Raw genomic sequence first — 20,251 nt, 5'->3', positions numbered from 1 at the left:
CAAACACCTGTCAGCCCTAAGGCGATCCCTGTGGGAGCTGGCTTGCCAGCGATAGGGCCGGCGAGGAACAAAAAAGCCCCGGCATTTCTGCCAGGGCTTCTTCTTGTGGCTTGCAGCTTACAACTTGCCGCTCAGCTTACGCCTGTACCACCGGGATCTTGGCGTTGGCAGCCGCTTCGCGGAACTCGGCGATCTGGTCGAAGCTCAGGTAGCGGTAGACGTCGGCAGCCATGCTGTCGATGTCTTTGGCGTACTGCATGTACTCTTCGACGGTCGGCAGCTTGCCGATGATCGAAGCCACGGCAGCCAGCTCGGCCGACGCCAGGTACACGTTGGTGGCGTCGCCCAGGCGGTTCGGGAAGTTACGGGTCGAGGTGGAGACCACGGTCGAACCGGTCTGCACACGTGCCTGGTTACCCATGCACAGCGAGCAGCCTGGCATTTCCATGCGTGCACCGGCCTTGCCGTAGATGCCGTAGTAGCCTTCTTCGGTCAGCTGGTGTGCGTCCATCTTGGTTGGCGGGGCCAGCCACAGACGGGTCGGAATACCGCCCTTGACCTTCTCCAGCAGCTTGCCGGCAGCGCGGAAGTGGCCGATGTTGGTCATGCACGAACCGATGAACACTTCGTCGATTTTCTCGCCCTGAACCGAGGACAGCAGGCGCGCGTCGTCTGGGTCGTTCGGCGCGCAGAGCACAGGCTCTTTGACGTCGGCCAGGTCGATCTCGATGATTTCGGCGTACTCGGCATCGGCGTCGGCCGACAGCAGCTCAGGCTTGGCCAGCCAGGCTTCCATGGCCTGGGCGCGGCGCTCGAGGGTACGGGCGTCGCCGTAACCTTCGCCGATCATCCAGCGCAGCAGGGTGATGTTGGACTTCAGGTACTCGGCGATGGCCTTTTCTGGCAGCTTGATGGTGCAGCCGGCAGCAGAGCGCTCGGCCGAAGCGTCGGACAGCTCGAAGGCTTGTTCGACAGTCAGTTCGTCCAGGCCTTCGATTTCCAGGATGCGGCCGGAGAAGGCGTTTTTCTTGCCTTTTTTCTCGACGGTCAGCAGGCCTTGCTTGATGGCGTAGTAAGGGATGGCATGGACCAGGTCACGCAGGGTGATGCCAGGCTGCAGCTTGCCCTTGAAGCGCACCAGGATCGACTCTGGCATGTCCAGCGGCATGACGCCGGTGGCCGCAGCGAACGCAACCAGGCCGGAACCGGCCGGGAACGAGATGCCGATCGGGAAGCGGGTGTGCGAGTCGCCGCCAGTACCCACGGTGTCGGGCATCAGCATGCGGTTCAGCCAGCTGTGGATGATGCCGTCGCCTGGGCGCAGCGACACGCCGCCACGGGTGCGGATGAAGTCTGGCAGGGTGTGGTGGGTGGTGACGTCGATCGGCTTCGGATAAGCCGCGGTGTGGCAGAACGACTGCATCACCAGGTCAGCGGAGAAGCCCAGGCAAGCCAGGTCTTTCAGCTCGTCACGGGTCATCGGGCCGGTGGTGTCCTGGGAGCCGACGGTGGTCATCTTCGGTTCGCAGTAGGCACCTGGGCGCACGCCCTGGCCTTCAGGCAGGCCACACGCACGGCCGACCATTTTCTGCGCCAGGGTGAAGCCCTTGCCGCTGTCGGCTGGCTGCTCCGGCTTCTTGAACAGCCCGGATGGGCCTTGGCCCAGTTCGGCACGGGCTTTTTCGGTTAGGCCACGGCCGACGATCAGCGGGATACGGCCGCCAGCGCGCACTTCATCCAGCAGCACTTCGGTTTTCAGGGCGAAGGTGGTGACCAGCTCGTCGCTGCCATGGCGGCGCACTTCACCTTTGAACGGGTAGACGTCGATGACGTCGCCCATGGCCAGGTTGGTGCAGTCGAACTCGATCGGCAGGGCGCCGGCGTCTTCCATGGTGTTGTAGAAGATCGGGGCGATCTTGGTGCCGAAGCAGAAACCACCGGCGCGCTTGTTCGGCACGTACGGGATGTCGTCGCCGAAGAACCACAGCACCGAGTTGGTGGCGGATTTACGCGAGGAACCGGTACCGACCACGTCACCGACATAGGCAACCGGGTAGCCTTGGGCCTTGACCGCTTCGATCTGGGCCAGTGGGCCTACCGAGCCCGGCTGCTGCGGCTCGATGCCGTCACGGGCCATTTTCAGCATGGCCAGGGCGTGCAGCGGGATGTCAGGGCGCGACCAGGCATCGGGTGCAGGGGACAGGTCGTCGGTGTTGGTCTCGCCAGGCACCTTGAACACGCTCAGGGTGTACTTGTCGGCGATGGCCGGGCGCGAGGTGAACCACTCGCCGGCAGCCCAGGATTCCAGCACGGCCTTGGCATTGGCGTTGCCAGCCTTGGCTTTTTCGGCCACATCGTGGAAGGCATCGAACATCAGCAAGGTGTGCTTGAGCTGTTCGGCCGCGACGGCGCCCAGTTCGGCGTCGTCCAGCAGCGCGACCAGCGTTTCGATGTTGTAGCCGCCCTGCATGGTGCCCAGCAGTTCGGTGGCGTGCTTGCGGTCGATCAGTGGCGATTGGGTTTCGCCCTTGGCGACGGCAGAGAGGAAAGCAGCCTTGACATAGGCAGCTTCGTCGACCCCTGGCGGTACACGGTGGGTGATCAGTTCTACGAGGAAGGCTTCTTCGCCGGCCGGCGGGTTTTTCAGCAGCTCGACCAGGCCTGCGGTTTGTTCGGCGTTCAGCGGCTGGGGCACGATGCCCAGGGCGGCGCGCTCTTCGATGTGTTTGCGGTAGGCTTCAAGCACAGTTATTTCCCTCATCAGTGGTCCCTAAAGGGGGTCCGGGACGCTCATCCAGCATTCAATGCACCCATGCGCCGCCACGGCTTTTTGAGCCGCCCGGCCAGGGTCGCAAAGAATCCTTACGGAAGCTGCTTTCAAAGTTTTACGCCTGCAGAACGGGGTGCTGATGAGGGCTGGCGCGGGCATGCGAGGGATGCATGGCCCGGGCCAACGCCGTTCTACCGGATCAACTGTGCTCGTGACGCTTTGAAAACAGCTTCCTACGGACATTGTTGCCTGTGAAAAGGCCGGATGATTCTACGGCAAAAAAAGCCCGAAGGTAAGGCGCAGAACATCACTTTAACGAGTGACCCTGATTAGACAAAGGGCTAACATGGGCGCGTGTTCCACCGCCATGCTGTTGTTTTTCATGTCCAACAACTCCATCAAGACCCCTTGCGTCGGCCTGTGCTCCACGGTGTATGGGGACACGGTTTGCCGCGGCTGCAAGCGCTTCCACCACGAAGTGATCCACTGGAACGGCTACGATGACGCGCAAAAGCGCGCCGTGTGGCTGCGCCTTGAGCAGTTGCTGGTGCAGGTCATGATGGCCAAGCTCGAGGTGTTCGACAAAAGCCTGTTGCGCCAGCAACTGGAGCAGCGCTCCATCCGCTTCGTCGACCAGCAGTCGGAATATTGCTGGGCGTACCAGCTGATCGCCCGCGGTGCGCGGATGATCCGTGATCTGGAAGCCTACGGCATGGTACTGCTGCCGGAATTCCGCGATTGGGAACTGCCGCAGTTGCGCGATGCCATCGACCGCGAATTCTTCCTTTTGTCCGAAGCGCACTACCAGCGTTACATCGCTCCTGCGTTTCTCGACAGCTCGCTGGGCTAAGCGCTGGCATCAGCGCCTTCGCCGCGTTCACGCCTTGTTTGCATGGCCTGGGAGCGGGTTCCGGCTGCAAGCGGGCAACAGCACTCACTACTGTCTTCCTTTTCCGCCAGTGAAGAGGGCTCGACGGCATGTCCCACTACCAATTCCAACCTCAGAAAAGCTTCATTGCCAGGCTGTACTGGCAGCCACGCCTGAGTACGCAAGGGCAGGTTCAAGGCGTGCCCATCGGTGACACAGGTAATGGCGATTCGCCCTTTACCAGTGGTGGCTGGCTGCACGCCGGCGAAGACCATTACACCGACACGGTGGCACCGGCGTATGTGATCTCACGGCGCAAATTTCGCACGCTGTTCTGGTTCGGCTGCTACGAGACCGATGGTGAGTACGACTTCGAGATCCGCGCCGTGGGGGACGAAGACAGCCATCCGCACTGGCGGCGGCGCGGTCACCGCCTGGATGTCAGCCGCAACGGCTATCTGGCCCTGTACTCGGCCGCGCAGGCCGTTGGCCATGACGCCCTGGCCGCCGGTACCATGCTCTGGCGCCTCGATGGCCTGGCGCCAGAGCAGCTTGCCGAAGGCGATGCGGTCAGCGACGTGAGCCTGGTCAGCCTGCATGGCAAGACGGTCAGGCGGCTGGTCGAGGATGGCTTTCCCTACCTCAGCGAGGTGCAAGGTGAAGCAGGCTACCTGCACCTGCAGGTGCTGAGCATAGGGGCCGCCTGACCTTGGCGGTGTTTCAGTCGCCGTAGTATTCGCACCCGCTGGTGCAGGTCTCGTGGATGCGGACTTTGGACAGCTCCGGCAGCAGCGGCTTGACCTGATCCCAGATCCACTTGGCGATTACCTCGCTGGTGGGGTTTTCCAGGCCGGGAATGTCGTTCAGGTAATTGTGGTCGAGCTGCTCGTAGATCGGCTTGAAAATGGCCTTCACCTCGGCGAAGTCACGGATCCAGCCGGTGTGCGGGTCCAGCGGGCCGGTCAGGTGCAGGCCGACCTTGAACGAGTGGCCGTGCAGGCGGCCGCATTTGTGCCCGGCAGGCACGTGGGGCAGCCGGTGGGCCGATTCGAATGTAAATTCCTTGAAGATTTCCACGCTGTCAGAACTCTGAGTGAATCAATAATGCGCGCAGTTTAACAGCATGACCGCTACAAGGCTTGCAGGCGTTCATGCAGCCGCCCGGTGGCGACCAGTTCCAGCAATTCGTCGCCCAGCCGCTGGCTTTCGGCAATGGCCTTGTACCAATAGCGTTTGCGCCCCGCGGCATCGCCCATGAAACGCTTGAAGTCGTTGCGGTCTGGCAACTTGCCGAAGGGCAGGGCGGCCAGATAGTGCGGCGAGGGCGTCATCAGCAACACGTTCTGCAGCCGCCTGGCATCGCCCTTGCGCCAGGGCAGCGCCTTGTCGAACCAGCCGGGTATGACCTTGTCGGTGAAGTGCGGGTACAGCACCAGGTCGTCGCCGTGGTAAGGCAGGTCGAGGTGGTAATCGAGCAAGCCGCCGTCGCGGTAAGTACCGGCGCCCGCCCCAGGAATATCCTTCACTCCCTGCATGACCATCGGGATCGAGCCCGAGGCGAGCAGGGCCTGGCGCAGGTTGGCCAGGTCCAGCGGCAGGCAGCGCGAAGGGAAGTCGGTCAAGGCATCGAGCGGCGGCGCGCTACGCCCGTCATGCAGGATGATGCGCTCGAAGTGGCGCGCCAGGCGTGCCCGGCCCAATAGATTGCTGGCGACCACCGAGCCCAGGCCGAGGCCCAGGCGGGCACGCTGGTCGTGGGCGAGCTGACCATGGCTTTTCACCACCAGGATGTTCAGGCGATAGTGCGGGTTGGCCAGCAACTGGGCGTCGCGGCCCTGCAGCAGGTCATCGAGCATTGTTGCGCAACTGCGGCTGATTTCTGCCGGTGTAACCCCTTTGGCGAAGTCTTGCTCGGTATACAGTTCGCCAAGCCGGCGGATGCCGGCCACCGGGTCTTGCATGCAGGCACTGGCGAAGCGCCAGGCGCCGATCGAGGCGCCGATCAGTGCGCGTTGGCGGGGTGCCGACGGTAGCCACTCACCGAACAGGGCCAGGTCCAGGCCTTGGATGCCGAGTGGCTTCGGCCCGCCCGCTGCGCCTGGCAGCACACCTACATCGGCCGCCTGTAGCCCGCGCTCGCGGATGTGCTGCAGGGCACGTTGGCCCGCCTTGAACGTGAGCGCAGGGTATTTGATGTGGATGGCGCTCATGACGGATCTCCTGGGTATCGAGCCGGTGATTATAAGGTTCGGTGAAGCGAATACTGCGTGCTGATGCAACGGCTCGGTGGAACATCACACGGCCCCGCAGGCTGCGCTATCATGCCGCCCGTTGCTTTCAGGTTGAATTAAGGACCGCCGGGTAATCTTAACCCCGTAGACAACTTGTACAGCTCTCAGGAGAGAAGCACGATGAAAACCTTGACTGCCCTGTTCACCGCCGCCGCCCTTGCCCTGGGCGCCAATGCCGCTTTCGCCAAGGATGTGCAGCCCGACGAAGTGGTCAAACTGGTAAACGCCAAGACCATCAAGTCGCTGGATGAACTCAAGGCCACTGCCGTCGCCAAGCACCCCGGCGCCACCGTTACCGATTCCGAGCTGGAAGACGAGTACGGCCGTTACATCTACAAAGTCGAGCTGCGCGATACCCAGAACGTGGAATGGGACGTGGCACTGGACGCCAAGACCGGTGAAGTGGTGAAGGACGAGCGAGACAACTGATGCGTCGCTTACCACGGCCAGCGCGCTACCTGGCGCTGGCGCTGCTGGCCGTGTGCTCGCTGGCAGCCGCCCGCGACCTCGATCAGGATGAAGCCCTTAAGCTGCGGCAAAAGGGCGTCATCCTGCCACTCGAACAGTTGCTGGAAACCGCCCTGGGGCGTTACCCCGGGGCGCGTTTGCTGGAAGCCGAACTGGAAGAGGACGATGATCGCTACGAATATGAGGTCGAGCTGCTGACACCTGCTGGCGTGGTTCGCGAAATCAAGCTTGACGCCAGCACCGGCGCCCTGCTCAAAGATGAGGAAGACGACTGAATGCGCCTGTTGCTTGTCGAGGACAACGTACCGCTGGCCGATGAGCTGATTGCCGGCTTGCAACGCCAGGGCTATGCCGTGGACTGGCTGGCCGATGGCCGTGACGCGGTGTACCAGGGCCAGAGCGAGCCTTATGACCTGATCATCCTCGACCTCGGCTTGCCGGGCATGCCGGGCCTGGAGGTACTCGCCCAGTGGCGTGCCGCTGCGTTGGCCACGCCGGTGCTGATCCTGACCGCGCGCGGCTCCTGGGCCGAGCGTATCGAAGGGTTGAAGGCAGGGGCCGATGACTACCTGAGCAAGCCGTTTCACCCCGAGGAGTTGCAGTTGCGCATACAGGCGCTGTTGCGCCGTGCCCGCGGCCTGGCCAACCAGCCCAGGCTGGAAGCGGCCGGCTTGCACCTGGATGAAGGCCGCCAATGCGTGAGCCGCGACGGTGTAGATATCCAGCTGACCGCTGCCGAGTTTCGCTTGCTGCGCTACTTCATGCTGCACCCGCAGCAGATCCTGTCCAAAAGCCACTTGGCCGAACACCTGTACGACGGTGAAACAGAGCGTGACTCCAATGTATTGGAGGTGCACGTCAATCACTTGCGCCGCAAGCTGGGGCGCAGCGTGATCGAAACCCGCCGTGGGCAAGGTTACATCTACGCCGGGAGCGCCGAGTGAAGTCGATCCAGGCGCGCTTGAGCCTGGGCCTGGTCGCTGTGCTGGTGGTGGTGGGCGTGGTGCTGGCACAACTGACCCTGTGGTTGTTCGAAGCCGGCCTGCAACGCTACCTGGAAAACGGCCTGCGCAAGGAAAGCGAGAACCTGCTGGTGGCCCTGGTGCGGGGGCCGTCCGGCCTGCAGCTGGACGAGCGGCGTATCTCGGCGGCTTATCAGCGGCCGTTTTCCGGCTACTACTTCCGCATCGACTTCGACCAGGGCACCTGGCGTTCTCGCTCGTTGTGGGACCTGGATATGCCCAAACCGGCGGCCCCAGGGCTTTCCGACAGCCATGAGCTGCGGCCGGAAGGGCAGCACCTGTTGGCACTGCGTGCCGACTACCGGCGCCTGGGGCAGGATATTTCCATCAGCGTGGCCCAGGACTATTCCCCGGTACGCCAGGGGTTCCGGCGCCTGCAACAGATCGGCCTGGGCATGGGCCTGGTGGCGTTGATCCTGGTGCTGGTGCTGCAGCGCATCACCGTCACCCGCTCGTTGCGGCCGCTGGAGCGGGCACGCCAGCAGATCGCCCAGCTGCAGCAGGGGCAGCGTTCGCAACTGGATGCCGAAGTCCCCAGCGAGCTGGCCCCGTTGGTGGGGCAGATCAACCATTTGCTCAGCCACACCGAAGACAGCCTGCGCCGTTCACGCAATGCCCTGGGCAACCTTGGCCATGCGCTGAAAACACCGCTGGCGGTGCTGCTCAGCCTGGCGTCGAGCGAGCGCCTCAAGGATTTGCCGCAAGTCAGCGCGCAGATGCGTGAGCAACTGGAGCAGATCCAGCAACGCCTGGCCCGTGAGTTGAACCGGGCGCGCCTGGCCGGCGACGCCCTGCCAGGCGCGCAGTTCGATTGCGATGCCGAGTTGCCCGGCCTGCTCGAAACCCTGGGCATGATCCATGGCGAAGGTTTGCTGCTGGCCAGTGATGTGCCGCCTGGGCTGTCACTGCCATGGGACCGTGAAGACGTTCTGGAGCTGCTGGGCAACCTGCTGGACAACGCCTGCAAATGGGCTGACAGCGAAGTGCGCCTGGGGGCCGAGGCGGATGCCGAAGGGTATCGGCTGTGGGTCGATGATGATGGGCCAGGCATCCCCGAGGGGCAGCGCCAGCAGGTGCTGGGGCGCGGGTCGCGGCTGGACGAGCAGGTGGACGGGCACGGCCTGGGCTTGGGCATCGTGCGTGACATCGTGGAGGCCTGGGGAGGGCAGCTGGCGTTGCAGCAAAGCCCGTTGGGCGGGCTGCGGGTGAGCCTGAACCTGCCGCGCAAGGCCTAGTGGTCCCGAGGCGCGCCTGCGGCTGCGGCGGCCTGCTTTGCCGATAGGCACTGCAAAAAAATTGCAGTACAGGCGCATTTTTTTGAATTGGCCCATTCGCGCCGCGCTCGGCACAATGCCTTCACGAAACCGCGTGGTTTCCATCTCTCCACGGACGGAGCCCCTTGTGATATTGCCTGCGCAATACCAGGCCCAGGCAGCTGCCCTGGGCTTTCTTTTCAAACCGAAAAAAACACGACCCCGATAGTTCAAATGCCTGCCTCGCGTTCCGAAAGTCGTCTGCTGCGGCTATTGCCGCCCGCCCTGAATATCCCCCCCAAAGAATGGTTGCGTGCCGGTATTGGCGCACTGCTTGGCTTGTTCCTCGCCGGCTGGCTGACCAGCATGGCCTACGGCCCGGGCATTGCTCTGCACTTGCTCGGCCCGTTGGCCGCGTCGGCGGTGCTGGTGTTCGCGGTGCACTCCGGCCCGTTGGCTCAGCCTTGGCCAGTGCTGGGCAGTTACGCCCTGGCAGGCGCTGTTGGCCTGGCCATGCGCCAGGGCTTCGGCCCCGAGTTGTGGGTCGCCGCCGTGGCGCTGGGGATCTCGATCCTGGTCATGTGCCTGCTGCGCTGCCTGCACCCGCCGGGTGGCGGGGTGGCCGTGAGTGCGGTACTGGCCGACCCGGGCCTGACCGCCCTGGGCGACCACCTGTTGCAACCGGTGTTGCTCAATGCACTGATCCTGGTAACGGTGGCAGTGCTCTGCAACCGCCTGACGGGTGTGCGCTACCCCAAAGGCGCGGTAATCCGCAAGGACCTGCACCATACCCATGACCCGCTGCCTACCGAGCGCGTTGGCGTGCGCAGCGAAGACCTGGATCATGCCCTCGAAGAGCTGGGCGAGTTCGTGGACGTCACCCGGGACGAACTGGAGCGCATTATCCTGGCCACCGAGCAGCATGCCTTGCAGCGCAGCCTGGGCGGCATCACCGCGGCGTCAGTGATGTCTCGCGATGTGCAATTCGCCAGCCCCGACACGACGTTGGAGCAGGCCTGGGCCATGCTGGCCAGCCATCATCTGAAAACACTGCCGGTGCTGCAGCACGGCAAACTGGTGGGCATTGTCAGCCTCAGCGATCTGGTTGGCCCGGCCATGCAACGTGGCCGCTTCACCTGGCGCGGACTGTTCGGCCGCCCGCCCGTGCGCCTGGCCCAGGTGATGATGCAGCCAGTGGTCAGCGTCAGCAGCCAGCACCCGCTGGAGCGCCTGCTGCCGCTGCTGTGCGAACAAGGCCTGCATTGCCTGCCGGTGCTCGACGATGGGCGCCTGGTGGGGGTGATCACCCAGACCGACCTGATTGCCGGCCTCAAGCGACAGTTGCTCAGCAAGGCCCAACAGGTTTCAGAGAACAGGGTCCCAGCGTTGTGACCAGTCGCTTGCGCCGGCGGCCACCAGCCGGCGCAGCACGCTGAACGCCTGCTGCAGGGCTTCGCTGTCGCGTTTGCGCGGGTAGACCAGATAGGTTGGGTAGGTGAATTCAGGCGCGTGCGGGACTCGCTCGAAAACCCCGCTGTCGAGGTAGGCTTGAACCACCCGTGTGCGGAAGTAGCCGCTACCGCCTTGGTCGAGAATGAACTGCAGCGCCAGTGGTCCGAGGTTGAAGCTCAGCGCCGGGCGCGCGCAGTCGGGCAAGGCGGCGTCATGCTGGCGGCGGAAGGCCTGGCCCCAGTCGATGTAGATATACGGCTCGGGCCGATCGACCCGGCGCACGCGGATCAGCTTTTCTTCCATCAACTGCTCGACCTGCAAACCCGGGCCATAGGTTGGCTGGTAGACCAGCGCAGCGTCCAGCAGGCCCATCTCGACCTTGCGCAGCAGCGCCTCGCCGTCGCTGACCTCGCTGCGGATCGCGTGGCTGGGCAGTTCGCGATGCAGGGCGCTGACCCAATCGAGCATCATCGGGTTGCCCAGGCTCACTTCACCGCCTACATGCAGCACCTGCTGGCAGCCCTCGGGCAGCGGCAGGTCACGGCGCGCCGCCTCCCAGGTCTGCACCAACTGGTTGGCATAACTGACGAAAGCTTCGCCATCGCAGGTCAAGCTGGCGCCACTGCGGCTGCGCACGAACAACTGGCAACCCAGCTGCTGTTCAAGGCGCTGCACCCGGGCGGTGATCGCCGTTTGCGAAACGAACAGGCGCTCGGCGGCAGCGACCAGGCTGCCGCAACGCACGATCTCCAGAAAGGTACGGGCCTGTTCGATATCCATGGGCTGCTCGGTGGCTTGAGGGGGGCCTATTCTAGGGGTTTTGCACCGAAATAGGGCGCATTGGCGCGTTATGCAAATTTGCAGGTCGGTTGTGACTTTAGTCGCCTGGCGAGGCGGGCGGTGCAGGCCATACTTCAGGTTCGCCCTTCAATAACAACAAAATCGGGTTCCTTTCGATATGAGCTACCAGCACAGCTACGCCCAGTCCATCTCCGACCCTGCCGCTTTCTGGGCGGAACAGGCCGCTCACCTGGCCTGGTATCAAAAACCTGCCCAGGTCTTGCAAGAGAACGCCGATGGCACCCACCACTGGTTCGCCGATGGCCGGCTCAATAGCTGCTACCTGGCCCTCGATCACCAGATCGAGCAGGGCCGCGGCGAGCAATTGGCGCTGATCTACGATTCGCCGGTGACTGGCGTGCAGCAAACCTACACCTACCTGCAGTTACGCGACGAGGTGGCGCGCCTGGCCGGCTTGCTGCGCGAGCTGGGCGTTAACAAAGGCGACGGCGTGATCATCTACATGCCCATGGTGCCGCAGGCGGCCATGGCCATGCTGGCCTGTGCGCGGATTGGTGCGGTGCACTCGGTGGTGTTCGGTGGCTTCGCCGCCAACGAGCTGGCCCTGCGCATCGATGACGCGCGGCCGGCGCTGCTGCTGACGGCTTCCTGCGGGCTGGAGTTTGACAAGGTGATCCCCTACAAGCCACTGGTCGACCGTGCGCTGCAACTGGCCAGGCACCAGCCGCGCTCAGTGCTGGTGCTGCAGCGGCCGCAGGTGAAGGCCGATCTGCTGCCAGGGCGCGACCTGGATTGGCAGGTGGCGGTGCAGACTGCCAAGCCGGTTGAGCCGGTAGCGCTGGATGCCGGTGACCCGCTGTACATCATGTACACCTCGGGCACCACAGGCAAACCCAAGGGCATCGTCCGCGAAAACGGCGGCAACGCAGTGGCACTGTGTTACGCCATGCGCCATATCTACGGCATGCAAGCCGGTGATGTGTGGTGGGGCATTTCCGATGTGGGCTGGGTGGTGGGGCACTCGCTGATCGTCTACGGGCCGTTGATGAGCGGCTGCACCACGATATTCTACGAGGGCAAGCCGATTCGCACGCCAGACGCCGCTGCCTACTGGCGGGTGGTCGAGCAGTATCGGGTCAATGCGCTGTTCTGTGCGCCCACGGCCATGCGTGCCATTCGCAAGGAGGACCCGCAGGGCGAGCGGGTGCGCAACCATGACCTCAGCTCGCTGCGCCATGTGTTCCTGGCGGGTGAAAAGCTCGACTCGAGCACCCATCAATGGCTGGAGCAGGTGAGTGGCAAGCCTGTGCACGATCATTGGTGGCAGACCGAGACCGGCTGGCCAGTCACTGCGCCCTGCGTGGGGCTGGAGGGCAGCGCGGCACGGCCGGGTTCGAGCAACCGCGCCGTGCCCGGCTATCACGTGCGTGTGCTGGACGACGAAGGGCGCCTGCTGGGCCCCCACCAGCAGGGCTCGATCGTGATCGCCCTGCCATTGCCGCCCGGTTGCAGCCAGACGCTGTGGGGCGACCACGCACGTTACCTGCAGGCCTATCTGCACAGCTACCCTGGCTACTACCACACGGGCGATGGCGGCTACCTGGACGATGATGGCTTCGTTTACATCATGGGGCGCACCGATGATGTGATCAACGTATCCGGGCATCGGCTTTCCACGGGGGAAATGGAAGACCTGGTGGCGCGCCACCCGGCAGTGGCCGAGTGCGCGGTGATTGGCGTGCATGACGAAATAAAGGGCCAGGTGCCGTTGGCGCTGGTGGTGCTCAAGGACGGCGAGGGCATTACCGAGGCGCAGTTGCTGGTCGACCTGGTGCGCTGCGTGCGCGAGGAAATAGGCCCGTTGGCGTGCTTCAACCGAGTGCGACTGGTGAAGCGCCTGCCCAAGACCCGGTCCGGGAAGATCCTGCGGGCGGTGTTGCGCAAGATTGCAGATGGGCAGGACTACGTCCCGCCTTCGACCTTGGACGACCCGGCAGTGCTGGGAGAGATCGAGGCGCTGCTGGCTGACTTGCCCAGGGCGGTTTAGCCCTGCGGCCCGACCACCTGCAGCTGCCCCAGGCGGCTGCGGGTGCGCATCAGGTCGGCAAGCGGCCCACCCAGGCTTTCTTCCAGTGGTCGTTTGCCGATCACCGTCACCTGTCTGTCCTGGTCGTACAGCACATCCACCAGGTTGACGAAACGTTGTTGCGCCGCCAGTGAGCAGTCCGCCAGGTCATCCAGCCCATCGATGACCCATTCGTCGAACTGCTCGGCCAGCACCAGGTAGTCGATCACCGCCGTGGCTTTTTCGCACAGGTCGTCGAAGCCGAGCACCACGCGCCGGCCATCCACCGCCAGGGCCCGCAGTGGGCGCTTGTTCACGTTCAGCTGCACTGGCCGTGGCGCGGGTACCTGCAACGCCTGGCGCTGTGCCGCAGTGCCGGGCCATACATAATGCCCCTGGGTGAACCGCTGCTGCTCGCGGTTGGCCGGCAGGCTGCGAAAGTCGGTATCGCCACCGACTTCCAGGACCTCCATCGAGCTGTTGATCAGGCGGATCACCGGCAGGAAACGCTCATGGTACAGGGGGTTGGGCAGCAGCCCCTCAGGCGCGTAGTTGGACGTCACCAGCAAAAACACCCCGCGGCTGAACAAGGCATTGAACAGCCGGGTGAGCAGCATGGCATCGCCAATGTCATGTACATGGAATTCATCGAAACACAGCACCCGGCAATCGCCTATCAGCTCGTCCAGGGTCGCGCCCAGTGCGTCGTCCAGCGCCCGGTGGCGATGCATGCCTTGGTGCAGGCGGGCAAAAAAATCATGAAAGTGCAGGCGCTTCTTGGCTTCGACCGGTACGGCCTGATAGAAGCCGTCGAGCAGCCAGCTTTTGCCCCGGCCGACCGAGCCGTACAGGTACAGGCTACGCGGCTGGCCTTGCTCCAATTGTGCCAATTGCCTGGCCATGCAGTGGATCACCCGGCGCTGGCCATCGCTGAGCTGATAACCACGGCTGTGCGCCTTGTCTTCGAACCAGGCGAGCAGTTCGCTCTGATGCGCGGCAGCGCCGCGCAGGCGTTGGCCAAGTTGGCGCAGCGGGGTAGGGATCCAGGCAGGCAAAAGCACAGCTCCTTGGGCATTGACGGGGCAGTGTGCAGCTTGCCCGAGGGCGGCGATTTTGACCAATAGAGAAATTGCGCGGCAATCATCACTTCTCGCGATAGGTGTCGCCGCCACGGCTGCCCGCTGGGCTATGCCTTGCGTTCCAGCTGGCGCTCGATCATGTACTTCACCGCCAGGCGGCGCTCTTTCAGGTGGCGCAGGTCCTCGTCGACGAAATTGCCTGCCGAGATGGCCTCGGCGGCCAGTACCTGGTTGTCGATATCGACGTACTCATCCAGCAAGCGATCCAGTGCCTTGTCGGCCTGGCGACGTTGTTGAACGATCTCGCGTGGGTAGTGCAGGTCCTGGTAAAGGTCGTGAGAGACAGGCATGGGTTCCTCCTTGGTCAATGCAGATGGGTTATCTGATTTGAAGGGAGGAACGCGAATGTGTTGAAGCGAAGCGAGAAGAAAACGACGGATGGTAGGCGGCGGCGGCAGAAATGACTAAGCCGCTGTTTTTTGGCAATTTTTTTTCATCAGGGGGTTCACAGACCGAAACTTTGTTGTTAAAGTGCCGCGCATTCCAAGACAACACGCAGTTGTCACTCACTTGGAATTGTCAGAGCAGCTCACGCTGCATCCGATACAGGGGCGTCGCCAAGCGGTAAGGCAGCAGGTTTTGATCCTGCCATGCGTTGGTTCGAATCCAGCCGCCCCTGCCATTTCCCAGTTCCAAACGTAACTTGTCCGGTGCTTATTCTGATGAGCGTCGGGTTTTGTCGTTTCTGCGCGTGCGAAATGCCACACCCACTGTGGCCGCAGCGTTGCGTTGGCCCAGGGCCGCAAAGCGGCCCAGCCATTGGTCAGCCCTGGCGCACTGCCAGGCCGCCCAGCATCTCGTTGAGCACCCGCGCCAGTTCATCGGCTTGCACCGGTTTCTGCATCACCAGGCTGCCCGGCAATTCCAACCCTTGCAACTCCGCATAGCCAGTAAGAAACACCACCGGCAGGTGCGGGCGCCGCTCGCGGGCCGCCAATGCCAGTTGCCCACCGTTGAATTCCGGCATGGCGAAATCGGTCAGCAGCAAGTCGATCTCGTCATCCAGCAACGCCAGTGCCTGTTCGCCGCTGTGCGCCTGGCGCACCTGGTAGCCGTACTGGCGCAGTACATCGCCGAGCATGTCACGTACCAGGTGGTCATCGTCCACCAGCAGTACGGTCCGGTTACGGCCGCTATCGTTGATCGAAAGGCTGAGCACGGCAGCTGCCGGTTCACTGACCGCGCGGTCTTTCACTGCTGGCAGGTATACCGCCACCTCGGTACCACGCCCTGGCTTGGTGTCGATGCGCACACCACCACCGGACTGTTTGGCGAAACCAAAGACCTGGGCCAGCCCAAGCCCTGAACCCTTGCCGATATCCTTGGTGGTAAAGAACGGCTCGAACACCTTGGCCACCACCTCTTCGCTCATGCCGCACCCGGTGTCGCGAATGCTCAGCATCACGTATTCGCCCCGCTCTGGGTCTTCCGGGCGCTGTGGGGCGGTGTCGATGCAGGTGTTGTGGGTCGCCAGGATCAACTGGCCGCCATCGGGCATGGCATCGCGGGCATTGATGGCCAGGTTGAGGATGATCATTTCAGTCTGGGTCGGATCGGTCAGCGCCTGCCACAAGCTTGGGTCCAGGTCCAGGCGCACCGAGATGTTGCCGCCCAAGGTGCGGCGTAACAGTTCCTCAAGGCCCGCCAGGGTGCGGTTGAGGTTCAGCGGTACCGGTTCCAGGCGCTGGCGACGGGAGAAGGCGAGCAATTGCGAGGTCAACTTGGCACCGCGCTCACCCGCTTCGCGAACATGCTTGAGGCGCGACCGGGCTTTGTCCAGGTCGCCCCGGGTCAGGTCGCGCTCAAGGAAACTGGCACCGGTGAGGATCACGGTCAGCAGGTTGTTGAAGTCGTGCGCCACGCCGGCAGTCAGCTGGCCGACCGCTTCCAGGCGCTGCATCTGCTGCAAGGCGGCCTCGATGCGCTCGCGCTCATCGATCTGCTCGCGCAGGCGAGCATTGGCTTCGGCCAGGCCCAACGCGGTTTCGCGCTCGCTGGTGATGTCCCGGGCGACCACGTAAAGCAGGGTGTCTTCGGGCACCACGACCCACGACAGCCAGCGTTGCTGGCCACTGGCGTGAAGGATGCGGCCAACGAAACGCACGCTGGTACGGCCGTGCGCGAGCGCGGCCAGTTCGGTCAACAGCAGTTCCTGATCGCTGTCGGGCAACAGGTGCAACAGCGACGACTGGCTCAGGCGCTCGCGGGAAAAGCCCAGGCTGGCTTCCCAGGCGGGGTTCAGCGCCACCGGGGTCAGGTCCTTGTTCAGCACTGCCAGCAGATCCTGTGACAGCTCCCAGGCGCGGTCGCGTTCACGGGTGCGGCGCTCGACCCGCTCGCCCAGCATTTCGTTGAGCTGGCGCAGTGCCTGGGTGGCCAAGCGCTGGGTGTTGATGTCTTGCAGCACGCCGGAAAAGCGCACGCACTGACCGTTCACGAACTGGCTCTGGCCACTGCTGAGCAACCAGCGCGGCTCCTGGCCACTGGGTTGGGCAGTGCGAAATTCCACCCGGTACTGGCCACCACTTTCGGGCAGCATGGCGTATTCGACGGCATCGCGAACCAGCGCCAGGTCGTCTGGGTAGATGCCGTCGTAGAATACCTGCATGGTCATGTCGGCGCTGGCGGGCAGACCGAACAGGGTCTTGCAGCGCTCGTCGCATATCAACAGGCCATCTTGCGGGCGCAGGTCCCAGGTGCCCATGCCCGCGGCGTCGATGGCGATGCGCGCCCGCGCCTCGACATCGACCAGCGCCTCCTCGGCGCGGCGCCGGCGCTGGCGCTCCTGCACTTCGGTCATTGCCCGGCGTACCGCCTTGGGCAGTAGCTGCAGGTTCTTCTTCAGCACATAGTCGGTAGCACCCAGGCGGATCATTTCCACGGCGTGCTCTTCGCCGTAGATCCCGGATAGAAATATGAACGGGGTGTCGGCAGCCAGGCGCTGGGCGATGGCCAGCACCTCGGTGCCGGACGAGCCCGGCAGCACGCAGTCGCAAAGGATCAGGTCGTAGTGGTCCTGCTTCAGGGCATGCTCGACCCCCGTATGGTCGAATACCAGATGCGATTGCACATGCAGCCCGCTGCGCTCCAGGCGCATCAAGGTCAGCTCGGCGTCCATCGAGCTGTCTTCGACCATCAGTAGTTTCAACGGCGTTTGCGGCATCGTTGCGGCGGCCTCAATTGCTACCGCGACGGTTCAGCCGCAGCGAGCCAGGTGGTGGTTCATTCAGTACGGCCCAGAAGATTCCCAGGTCGGAAATGGCGGCGACGAATTCCTTGAATTCCACGGGTTTGACCACATACGCGTTGACCCCTAGCTCGTAGGCGCGCAGCAGGTCGGGCTCTTCGCGGGACGAGGTCAGCATGACCGTGGGGATGCTACGTAGCTCGGCAGTGGCGCGCACTTCCTTGAGCACCTCCAGGCCGTCGACTTTGGGTAGCTTCAGGTCCAGCAGCATTACAGCAGGGTTGCCGTCATCACGATCGGCATAGGCGTTGCGGCGCAACAGGTAGTCCAGCGCCTCGGCACCGTCGCGCAGGACGATGACCTCGTTGGCCAACTGGCTACGCTCCAGAGCCAAAAGCGTCAGCTCCAGGTCTCGTGGATTGTCTTCGACCAGCAGGATGGGTTTGAGCATGATTGTTCAGGTGCCTCGGGTAGTCGCGGGTTGGCGCGGTAGAGAAAAGTGGAAACTGGCGCCATGGTCGATCTGGCCCTCGGCCCAGACACGGCCATCATGGCGCTCGATGATACGGCGCACGCTTGCCAGGCCAATCCCTGTGCCTTCGAACTCTTCCATGCGGTGCAGGCGCTGGAATACCCCGAAAAGCTTGTTGGCGTAGGCCATGTCGAAGCCCACGCCGTTATCGCGGATACAGATTTCGGTTTCTTCCGGGTGTTGCTCGGCGCTGATCGAAATGCGCGCGGGCTCACGACCGCGGGTGTACTTGATGGCATTGGCGATCAGGTTGTGCAATGCCAGGTTGATGAATGCCGGGTCCCCGATCACCTTCGGCAGTGGCGCAATGTCCCAGATGATCTCGCGGCCTTGGTAATCGGGCGCCAGTTCGCTGCGGATAGCCTCGACCAGGGCGTTCAGGTCGACATCGGACATGCGCAGGGCAGAGCGGCCCATTTGCGAGAAGTTGAGCAAGTTGTCCACCAGGCTGCCGGCGAAATTGGCGGCTTCACCGATGTGCTGCAGGAAGCGCTGGCCACGCTCGCTCAACCCTGCGCCCTCGATTTCGCCGAGCAGCTCGGTATAGCCGGCAATGTGCCGCAGCGGCGCGCGCAGATCGTGGGAAACGCTGTACGAAAACGCCTCGAGTTCCTTGTTCGAGCGGCGCAGTTCACCGGCCAGCTGTGCCAACTCCTCGGCCTTGCGCAGCACAATGCCCAGCACCGCCGTGCGCAGATCCTGCACGCCCTCGACCACCAGTGGCTCCCAAGGTGCGCAGTAGCCATGCAGTCGCTCCTGCCAGCGCTCGAAACTGTGCCGCGGGTCGAGGTTGCCCTGTGGCCCCACCTGCTTGGTCGGCTGGCCTGCCCAATTCACCGTGCGTACCTGTTCGGGGCGGAACCACAGTAGGTAGTGCGAATGGATCTGCGAAATCGCAACGGCCAGCACGCCACCGGCATGGTCTGCCAGCTCGGGCAACTCGTCGATGTCGCGGCGCACGTTGTCGGTGCAAAATACATGTTCGTCGCCACGCTGGCTCAGCCAGTGCACCAGCGCCGTGACCTGGGCGGTGGGTGGCGTCTGGCCGAACAGGTCGCAGCGCTCTGCCGAGATCACCGCGGCGCCCTGGGCGTCGGCAAAGGTCAACAGGACGTCGGGCACGTCGCGCAGGCCATCGCTGACGCTGTCATGGTCGGCCATGGACGAAATCATGCGGACAATGTGCTGGCGCAACTCCAGTACCTTGCTGGTGCTGGCGTGCGACTCGCGGGACTCGACCTGCAACGACAGCACGCTGGCCAGCAGCTCGCAGGCGGTGCGCGTACGCAGGTCTACAGGCCTGGGCTGCTGATGGTGGCAAGAGATCAGCCCCCACAACTTGCCATCGGCCACGATCGACAATGACATCGACGCCAGGGTGCCCATGTTGCGCATGTACTGCAGGTGCACCGGTGAAACGCTGCGCAGTGTCGCAAAGCTCATGTCCAGCGCCTTGCCGGTACGCGGGTTGGCTGCCGGCAGCAGCGGCGAAGGCTGGTAGTTGGCGTCCTCGATCACGCGGATACGGTTGACCCGGTAGAGTTCGCGCGCCTGGCGCGGGATGTCCGAGGCCGGAAAGCACAACCCCAGGTAGCTGGGGTAGCCCGGGTAGGCGACCTCTGCCAGAACCTGGCCATTGCCTTCTGCATCGAAGCGGTAAGCCTTGACCCGGCCAAAACCGGTGATGCGCTTGAGTTGAGCCACCGTTTGCTGCAGCAGCTCTTCAAGGCTGCCGGCCAGGTGCAGGGTGCTGACGAAGTTGCGCACCAGCGGGTAGTAATCGCCTTGCCCGATGAGGTCGGACGGCAGCCGCGGTGGTTCGAATTCGGCGATCAGCACCTGATCGTGACGGTGGGCCAGCAGGTGCAAGGCGGCGGTGTGCGGTGCCCCTTCGCACAGGTGCACATCACCAATGTGAAAGGGGAATACTTCGTCTTCGGGTAACCGCGAAAGGTGCATGCGCAAGTCGAACCCGCCACTGACCAGCTCGGCGAAATGGCAACCGATAAGCTCCCTGGCCGGCTTGCCCAGCCACTGTTCGACGTTTTCACTGGCCTGGAGTACCCGCAAGTCGGCTTCGTCGACGACCACCAGGAAACCGTGGGGCTGGACGCTGCCGGGCACCTGGATCGGTTCCTGAGCGCAACGCTCCACGGCTTGGGCGAGCGTGCTATCTGCAGTCATCAATTGAAAGCTCCTGTCTTGTCGGTCCATGCTTGCCGCACGAGTTTGAGGCAGGATGATGGAGGTACACCTTATCAGAATATCGGCCCATTCGCCGGCTTCTGGCCATTTGAGGTCTGTGAGTCACGATGGGTTCTGCCCCTTGCAGGTTTTTTTTCATCGAACGCTATCGCTTTGTTGCTAATACCAAAAAACGGTCGGTTGCAGCTTTTGGCGCCG

Annotated in this window: 17 protein-coding genes and 1 tRNA gene; 9 read left to right on the top strand and 9 right to left on the bottom strand. The window is 63.4% G+C overall.

Annotated features, from left to right (window positions below):
• Nucleotides 1–136: 136 nt before the first annotated feature.
• Nucleotides 137–2,746: a bifunctional aconitate hydratase 2/2-methylisocitrate dehydratase gene (gene acnB, locus G1E_RS07790; protein WP_047149740.1), complete on the bottom strand. Its 2,610-nt coding sequence runs from the start codon at nt 2,744–2,746 to the stop codon at nt 137–139.
• Nucleotides 2,747–3,152: 406 nt separating this feature from the next.
• Here acnB and G1E_RS07785 point away from each other — a divergent pair, with 406 nt between their 5' ends.
• Nucleotides 3,153–3,620, top strand: a complete 468-nt coding sequence (locus G1E_RS07785; protein ID WP_009685942.1) for a DUF1289 domain-containing protein — start codon at nt 3,153–3,155, stop codon at nt 3,618–3,620.
• Nucleotides 3,621–3,748: 128 nt separating this feature from the next.
• Nucleotides 3,749–4,345, top strand: coding sequence for a hypothetical protein (locus G1E_RS07780; protein ID WP_009685941.1), 597 nt, complete (start codon nt 3,749–3,751; stop codon nt 4,343–4,345).
• A gap of 13 nt (nt 4,346–4,358) precedes the next feature.
• Here G1E_RS07780 and queD read toward each other — a convergent pair whose 3' ends face one another.
• Together queD and G1E_RS07770 are read right to left on the bottom strand one after the other, a co-directional pair.
• On the bottom strand, nt 4,359–4,715 hold the full coding sequence (queD, locus tag G1E_RS07775) for a 6-carboxytetrahydropterin synthase QueD (RefSeq protein ID WP_009685940.1): 357 nt from the start codon (nt 4,713–4,715) through the stop codon (nt 4,359–4,361).
• A 53-nt stretch (nt 4,716–4,768) separates the two neighbouring features.
• Nucleotides 4,769–5,848: a patatin-like phospholipase family protein gene (locus G1E_RS07770; RefSeq protein ID WP_009685939.1), complete on the bottom strand. Its 1,080-nt coding sequence runs from the start codon at nt 5,846–5,848 to the stop codon at nt 4,769–4,771.
• Nucleotides 5,849–6,049: 201 nt separating this feature from the next.
• On the opposite strand from G1E_RS07770, the gene G1E_RS07765 reads away from it, so the two are divergent.
• The 5 genes from G1E_RS07765 (at nt 6,050) to G1E_RS07745 (ending at nt 10,064) form a co-directional block, all read left to right on the top strand.
• Nucleotides 6,050–6,358, top strand: coding sequence for a PepSY domain-containing protein (locus tag G1E_RS07765; protein WP_009685938.1), 309 nt, complete (start codon nt 6,050–6,052; stop codon nt 6,356–6,358).
• Nucleotides 6,358–6,672, top strand: coding sequence for a PepSY domain-containing protein (locus tag G1E_RS07760; protein WP_009685937.1), 315 nt, complete (start codon nt 6,358–6,360; stop codon nt 6,670–6,672). The genes G1E_RS07765 and G1E_RS07760 overlap by 1 nt, the downstream gene beginning before the upstream one ends.
• Entirely contained in the window at nt 6,673–7,341 is a 669-nt protein-coding gene (locus G1E_RS07755) for a response regulator transcription factor (RefSeq protein ID WP_009685936.1), read from the top strand.
• Nucleotides 7,338–8,654: a sensor histidine kinase gene (locus G1E_RS07750; protein WP_009685935.1), complete on the top strand. Its 1,317-nt coding sequence runs from the start codon at nt 7,338–7,340 to the stop codon at nt 8,652–8,654. The genes G1E_RS07755 and G1E_RS07750 overlap by 4 nt, the downstream gene beginning before the upstream one ends.
• Before the next feature lie 252 nt (nt 8,655–8,906).
• A complete protein-coding gene (locus G1E_RS07745; protein ID WP_047149739.1) occupies nt 8,907–10,064 on the top strand; it encodes an HPP family protein in 1,158 nt (385 codons plus the stop codon).
• On the opposite strand, the gene G1E_RS07740 is transcribed toward G1E_RS07745, so the two are convergent.
• Complete coding sequence (locus G1E_RS07740) at nt 10,038–10,904, bottom strand: LysR family transcriptional regulator (protein ID WP_009685932.1); 867 nt, start codon at nt 10,902–10,904, stop codon at nt 10,038–10,040. The two genes, G1E_RS07745 and G1E_RS07740, sit on opposite strands and share 27 nt — an antisense overlap.
• 178 nt (nt 10,905–11,082) lie before the next feature.
• Between G1E_RS07740 and G1E_RS07735 the strand changes: the two genes are divergently transcribed.
• A complete protein-coding gene (locus G1E_RS07735; RefSeq protein ID WP_047149738.1) occupies nt 11,083–12,972 on the top strand; it encodes a propionyl-CoA synthetase in 1,890 nt (629 codons plus the stop codon).
• On the opposite strand, the gene zapE is transcribed toward G1E_RS07735, so the two are convergent.
• Together zapE and G1E_RS07725 are read right to left on the bottom strand one after the other, a co-directional pair.
• Entirely contained in the window at nt 12,969–14,045 is a 1,077-nt protein-coding gene (gene zapE / locus G1E_RS07730) for a cell division protein ZapE (RefSeq protein WP_009685929.1), read from the bottom strand. The genes G1E_RS07735 and zapE overlap by 4 nt on opposite strands.
• A 131-nt stretch (nt 14,046–14,176) precedes the next feature.
• Nucleotides 14,177–14,419 (bottom strand): DUF465 domain-containing protein, encoded by a 243-nt coding sequence (locus tag G1E_RS07725; protein ID WP_009685928.1) that lies wholly within the window; start codon nt 14,417–14,419, stop codon nt 14,177–14,179.
• Nucleotides 14,420–14,676: 257 nt separating this feature from the next.
• Here G1E_RS07725 and G1E_RS07720 point away from each other — a divergent pair.
• Nucleotides 14,677–14,751, top strand: a tRNA-Gln gene (locus G1E_RS07720).
• Nucleotides 14,752–14,892: 141 nt separating this feature from the next.
• Here the strand turns inward: G1E_RS07720 and G1E_RS07715 are convergent.
• From G1E_RS07715 to G1E_RS07705, 3 genes are read right to left on the bottom strand one after another with little or no spacing between them, the layout of a single operon-like run.
• Nucleotides 14,893–17,292 (bottom strand): response regulator, encoded by a 2,400-nt coding sequence (locus G1E_RS07715; protein ID WP_047149737.1) that lies wholly within the window; start codon nt 17,290–17,292, stop codon nt 14,893–14,895.
• Between the two features lie 13 nt (nt 17,293–17,305).
• Entirely contained in the window at nt 17,306–17,767 is a 462-nt protein-coding gene (locus G1E_RS07710) for a response regulator (RefSeq protein ID WP_009685925.1), read from the bottom strand.
• Nucleotides 17,768–17,773: 6 nt separating this feature from the next.
• Nucleotides 17,774–20,032: an ATP-binding protein gene (locus tag G1E_RS07705; RefSeq protein ID WP_009685924.1), complete on the bottom strand. Its 2,259-nt coding sequence runs from the start codon at nt 20,030–20,032 to the stop codon at nt 17,774–17,776.
• Between the last annotated feature and the right edge of the window lie 219 nt (nt 20,033–20,251).

This window comes from Pseudomonas sp. TJI-51 (genome assembly GCF_000190455.2).
In the GTDB taxonomy this organism is placed as follows: Bacteria; Pseudomonadota; Gammaproteobacteria; order Pseudomonadales; family Pseudomonadaceae; genus Aquipseudomonas; species Aquipseudomonas juntendi.
This window is presented reverse-complemented; position numbering and strand designations above follow the sequence as displayed.

Excerpts from the sequence above, each read along its gene's own strand:
- G1E_RS07785 (WP_009685942.1), top strand. The coding sequence starts at position 3,153 with ATGTCCAACAACTCCATCAAGACCCCTTGCGTCGGCCTGTGCTCCACG.
- G1E_RS07780 (WP_009685941.1), top strand. The coding sequence starts at position 3,749 with ATGTCCCACTACCAATTCCAACCTCAGAAAAGCTTCATTGCCAGGCTG.
- G1E_RS07770 (WP_009685939.1), bottom strand. The coding sequence starts at position 5,848 with ATGAGCGCCATCCACATCAAATACCCTGCGCTCACGTTCAAGGCGGGC.
- G1E_RS07765 (WP_009685938.1), top strand. The coding sequence starts at position 6,050 with ATGAAAACCTTGACTGCCCTGTTCACCGCCGCCGCCCTTGCCCTGGGC.
- G1E_RS07760 (WP_009685937.1), top strand. The coding sequence starts at position 6,358 with ATGCGTCGCTTACCACGGCCAGCGCGCTACCTGGCGCTGGCGCTGCTG.
- G1E_RS07755 (WP_009685936.1), top strand. The coding sequence starts at position 6,673 with ATGCGCCTGTTGCTTGTCGAGGACAACGTACCGCTGGCCGATGAGCTG.
- G1E_RS07745 (WP_047149739.1), top strand. The coding sequence starts at position 8,907 with ATGCCTGCCTCGCGTTCCGAAAGTCGTCTGCTGCGGCTATTGCCGCCC.
- G1E_RS07740 (WP_009685932.1), bottom strand. The coding sequence starts at position 10,904 with ATGGATATCGAACAGGCCCGTACCTTTCTGGAGATCGTGCGTTGCGGC.
- G1E_RS07735 (WP_047149738.1), top strand. The coding sequence starts at position 11,083 with ATGAGCTACCAGCACAGCTACGCCCAGTCCATCTCCGACCCTGCCGCT.
- G1E_RS07725 (WP_009685928.1), bottom strand. The coding sequence starts at position 14,419 with ATGCCTGTCTCTCACGACCTTTACCAGGACCTGCACTACCCACGCGAG.
- G1E_RS07715 (WP_047149737.1), bottom strand. The coding sequence starts at position 17,292 with ATGCCGCAAACGCCGTTGAAACTACTGATGGTCGAAGACAGCTCGATG.
- G1E_RS07710 (WP_009685925.1), bottom strand. The coding sequence starts at position 17,767 with ATGCTCAAACCCATCCTGCTGGTCGAAGACAATCCACGAGACCTGGAG.
- G1E_RS07705 (WP_009685924.1), bottom strand. The coding sequence starts at position 20,032 with ATGACTGCAGATAGCACGCTCGCCCAAGCCGTGGAGCGTTGCGCTCAG.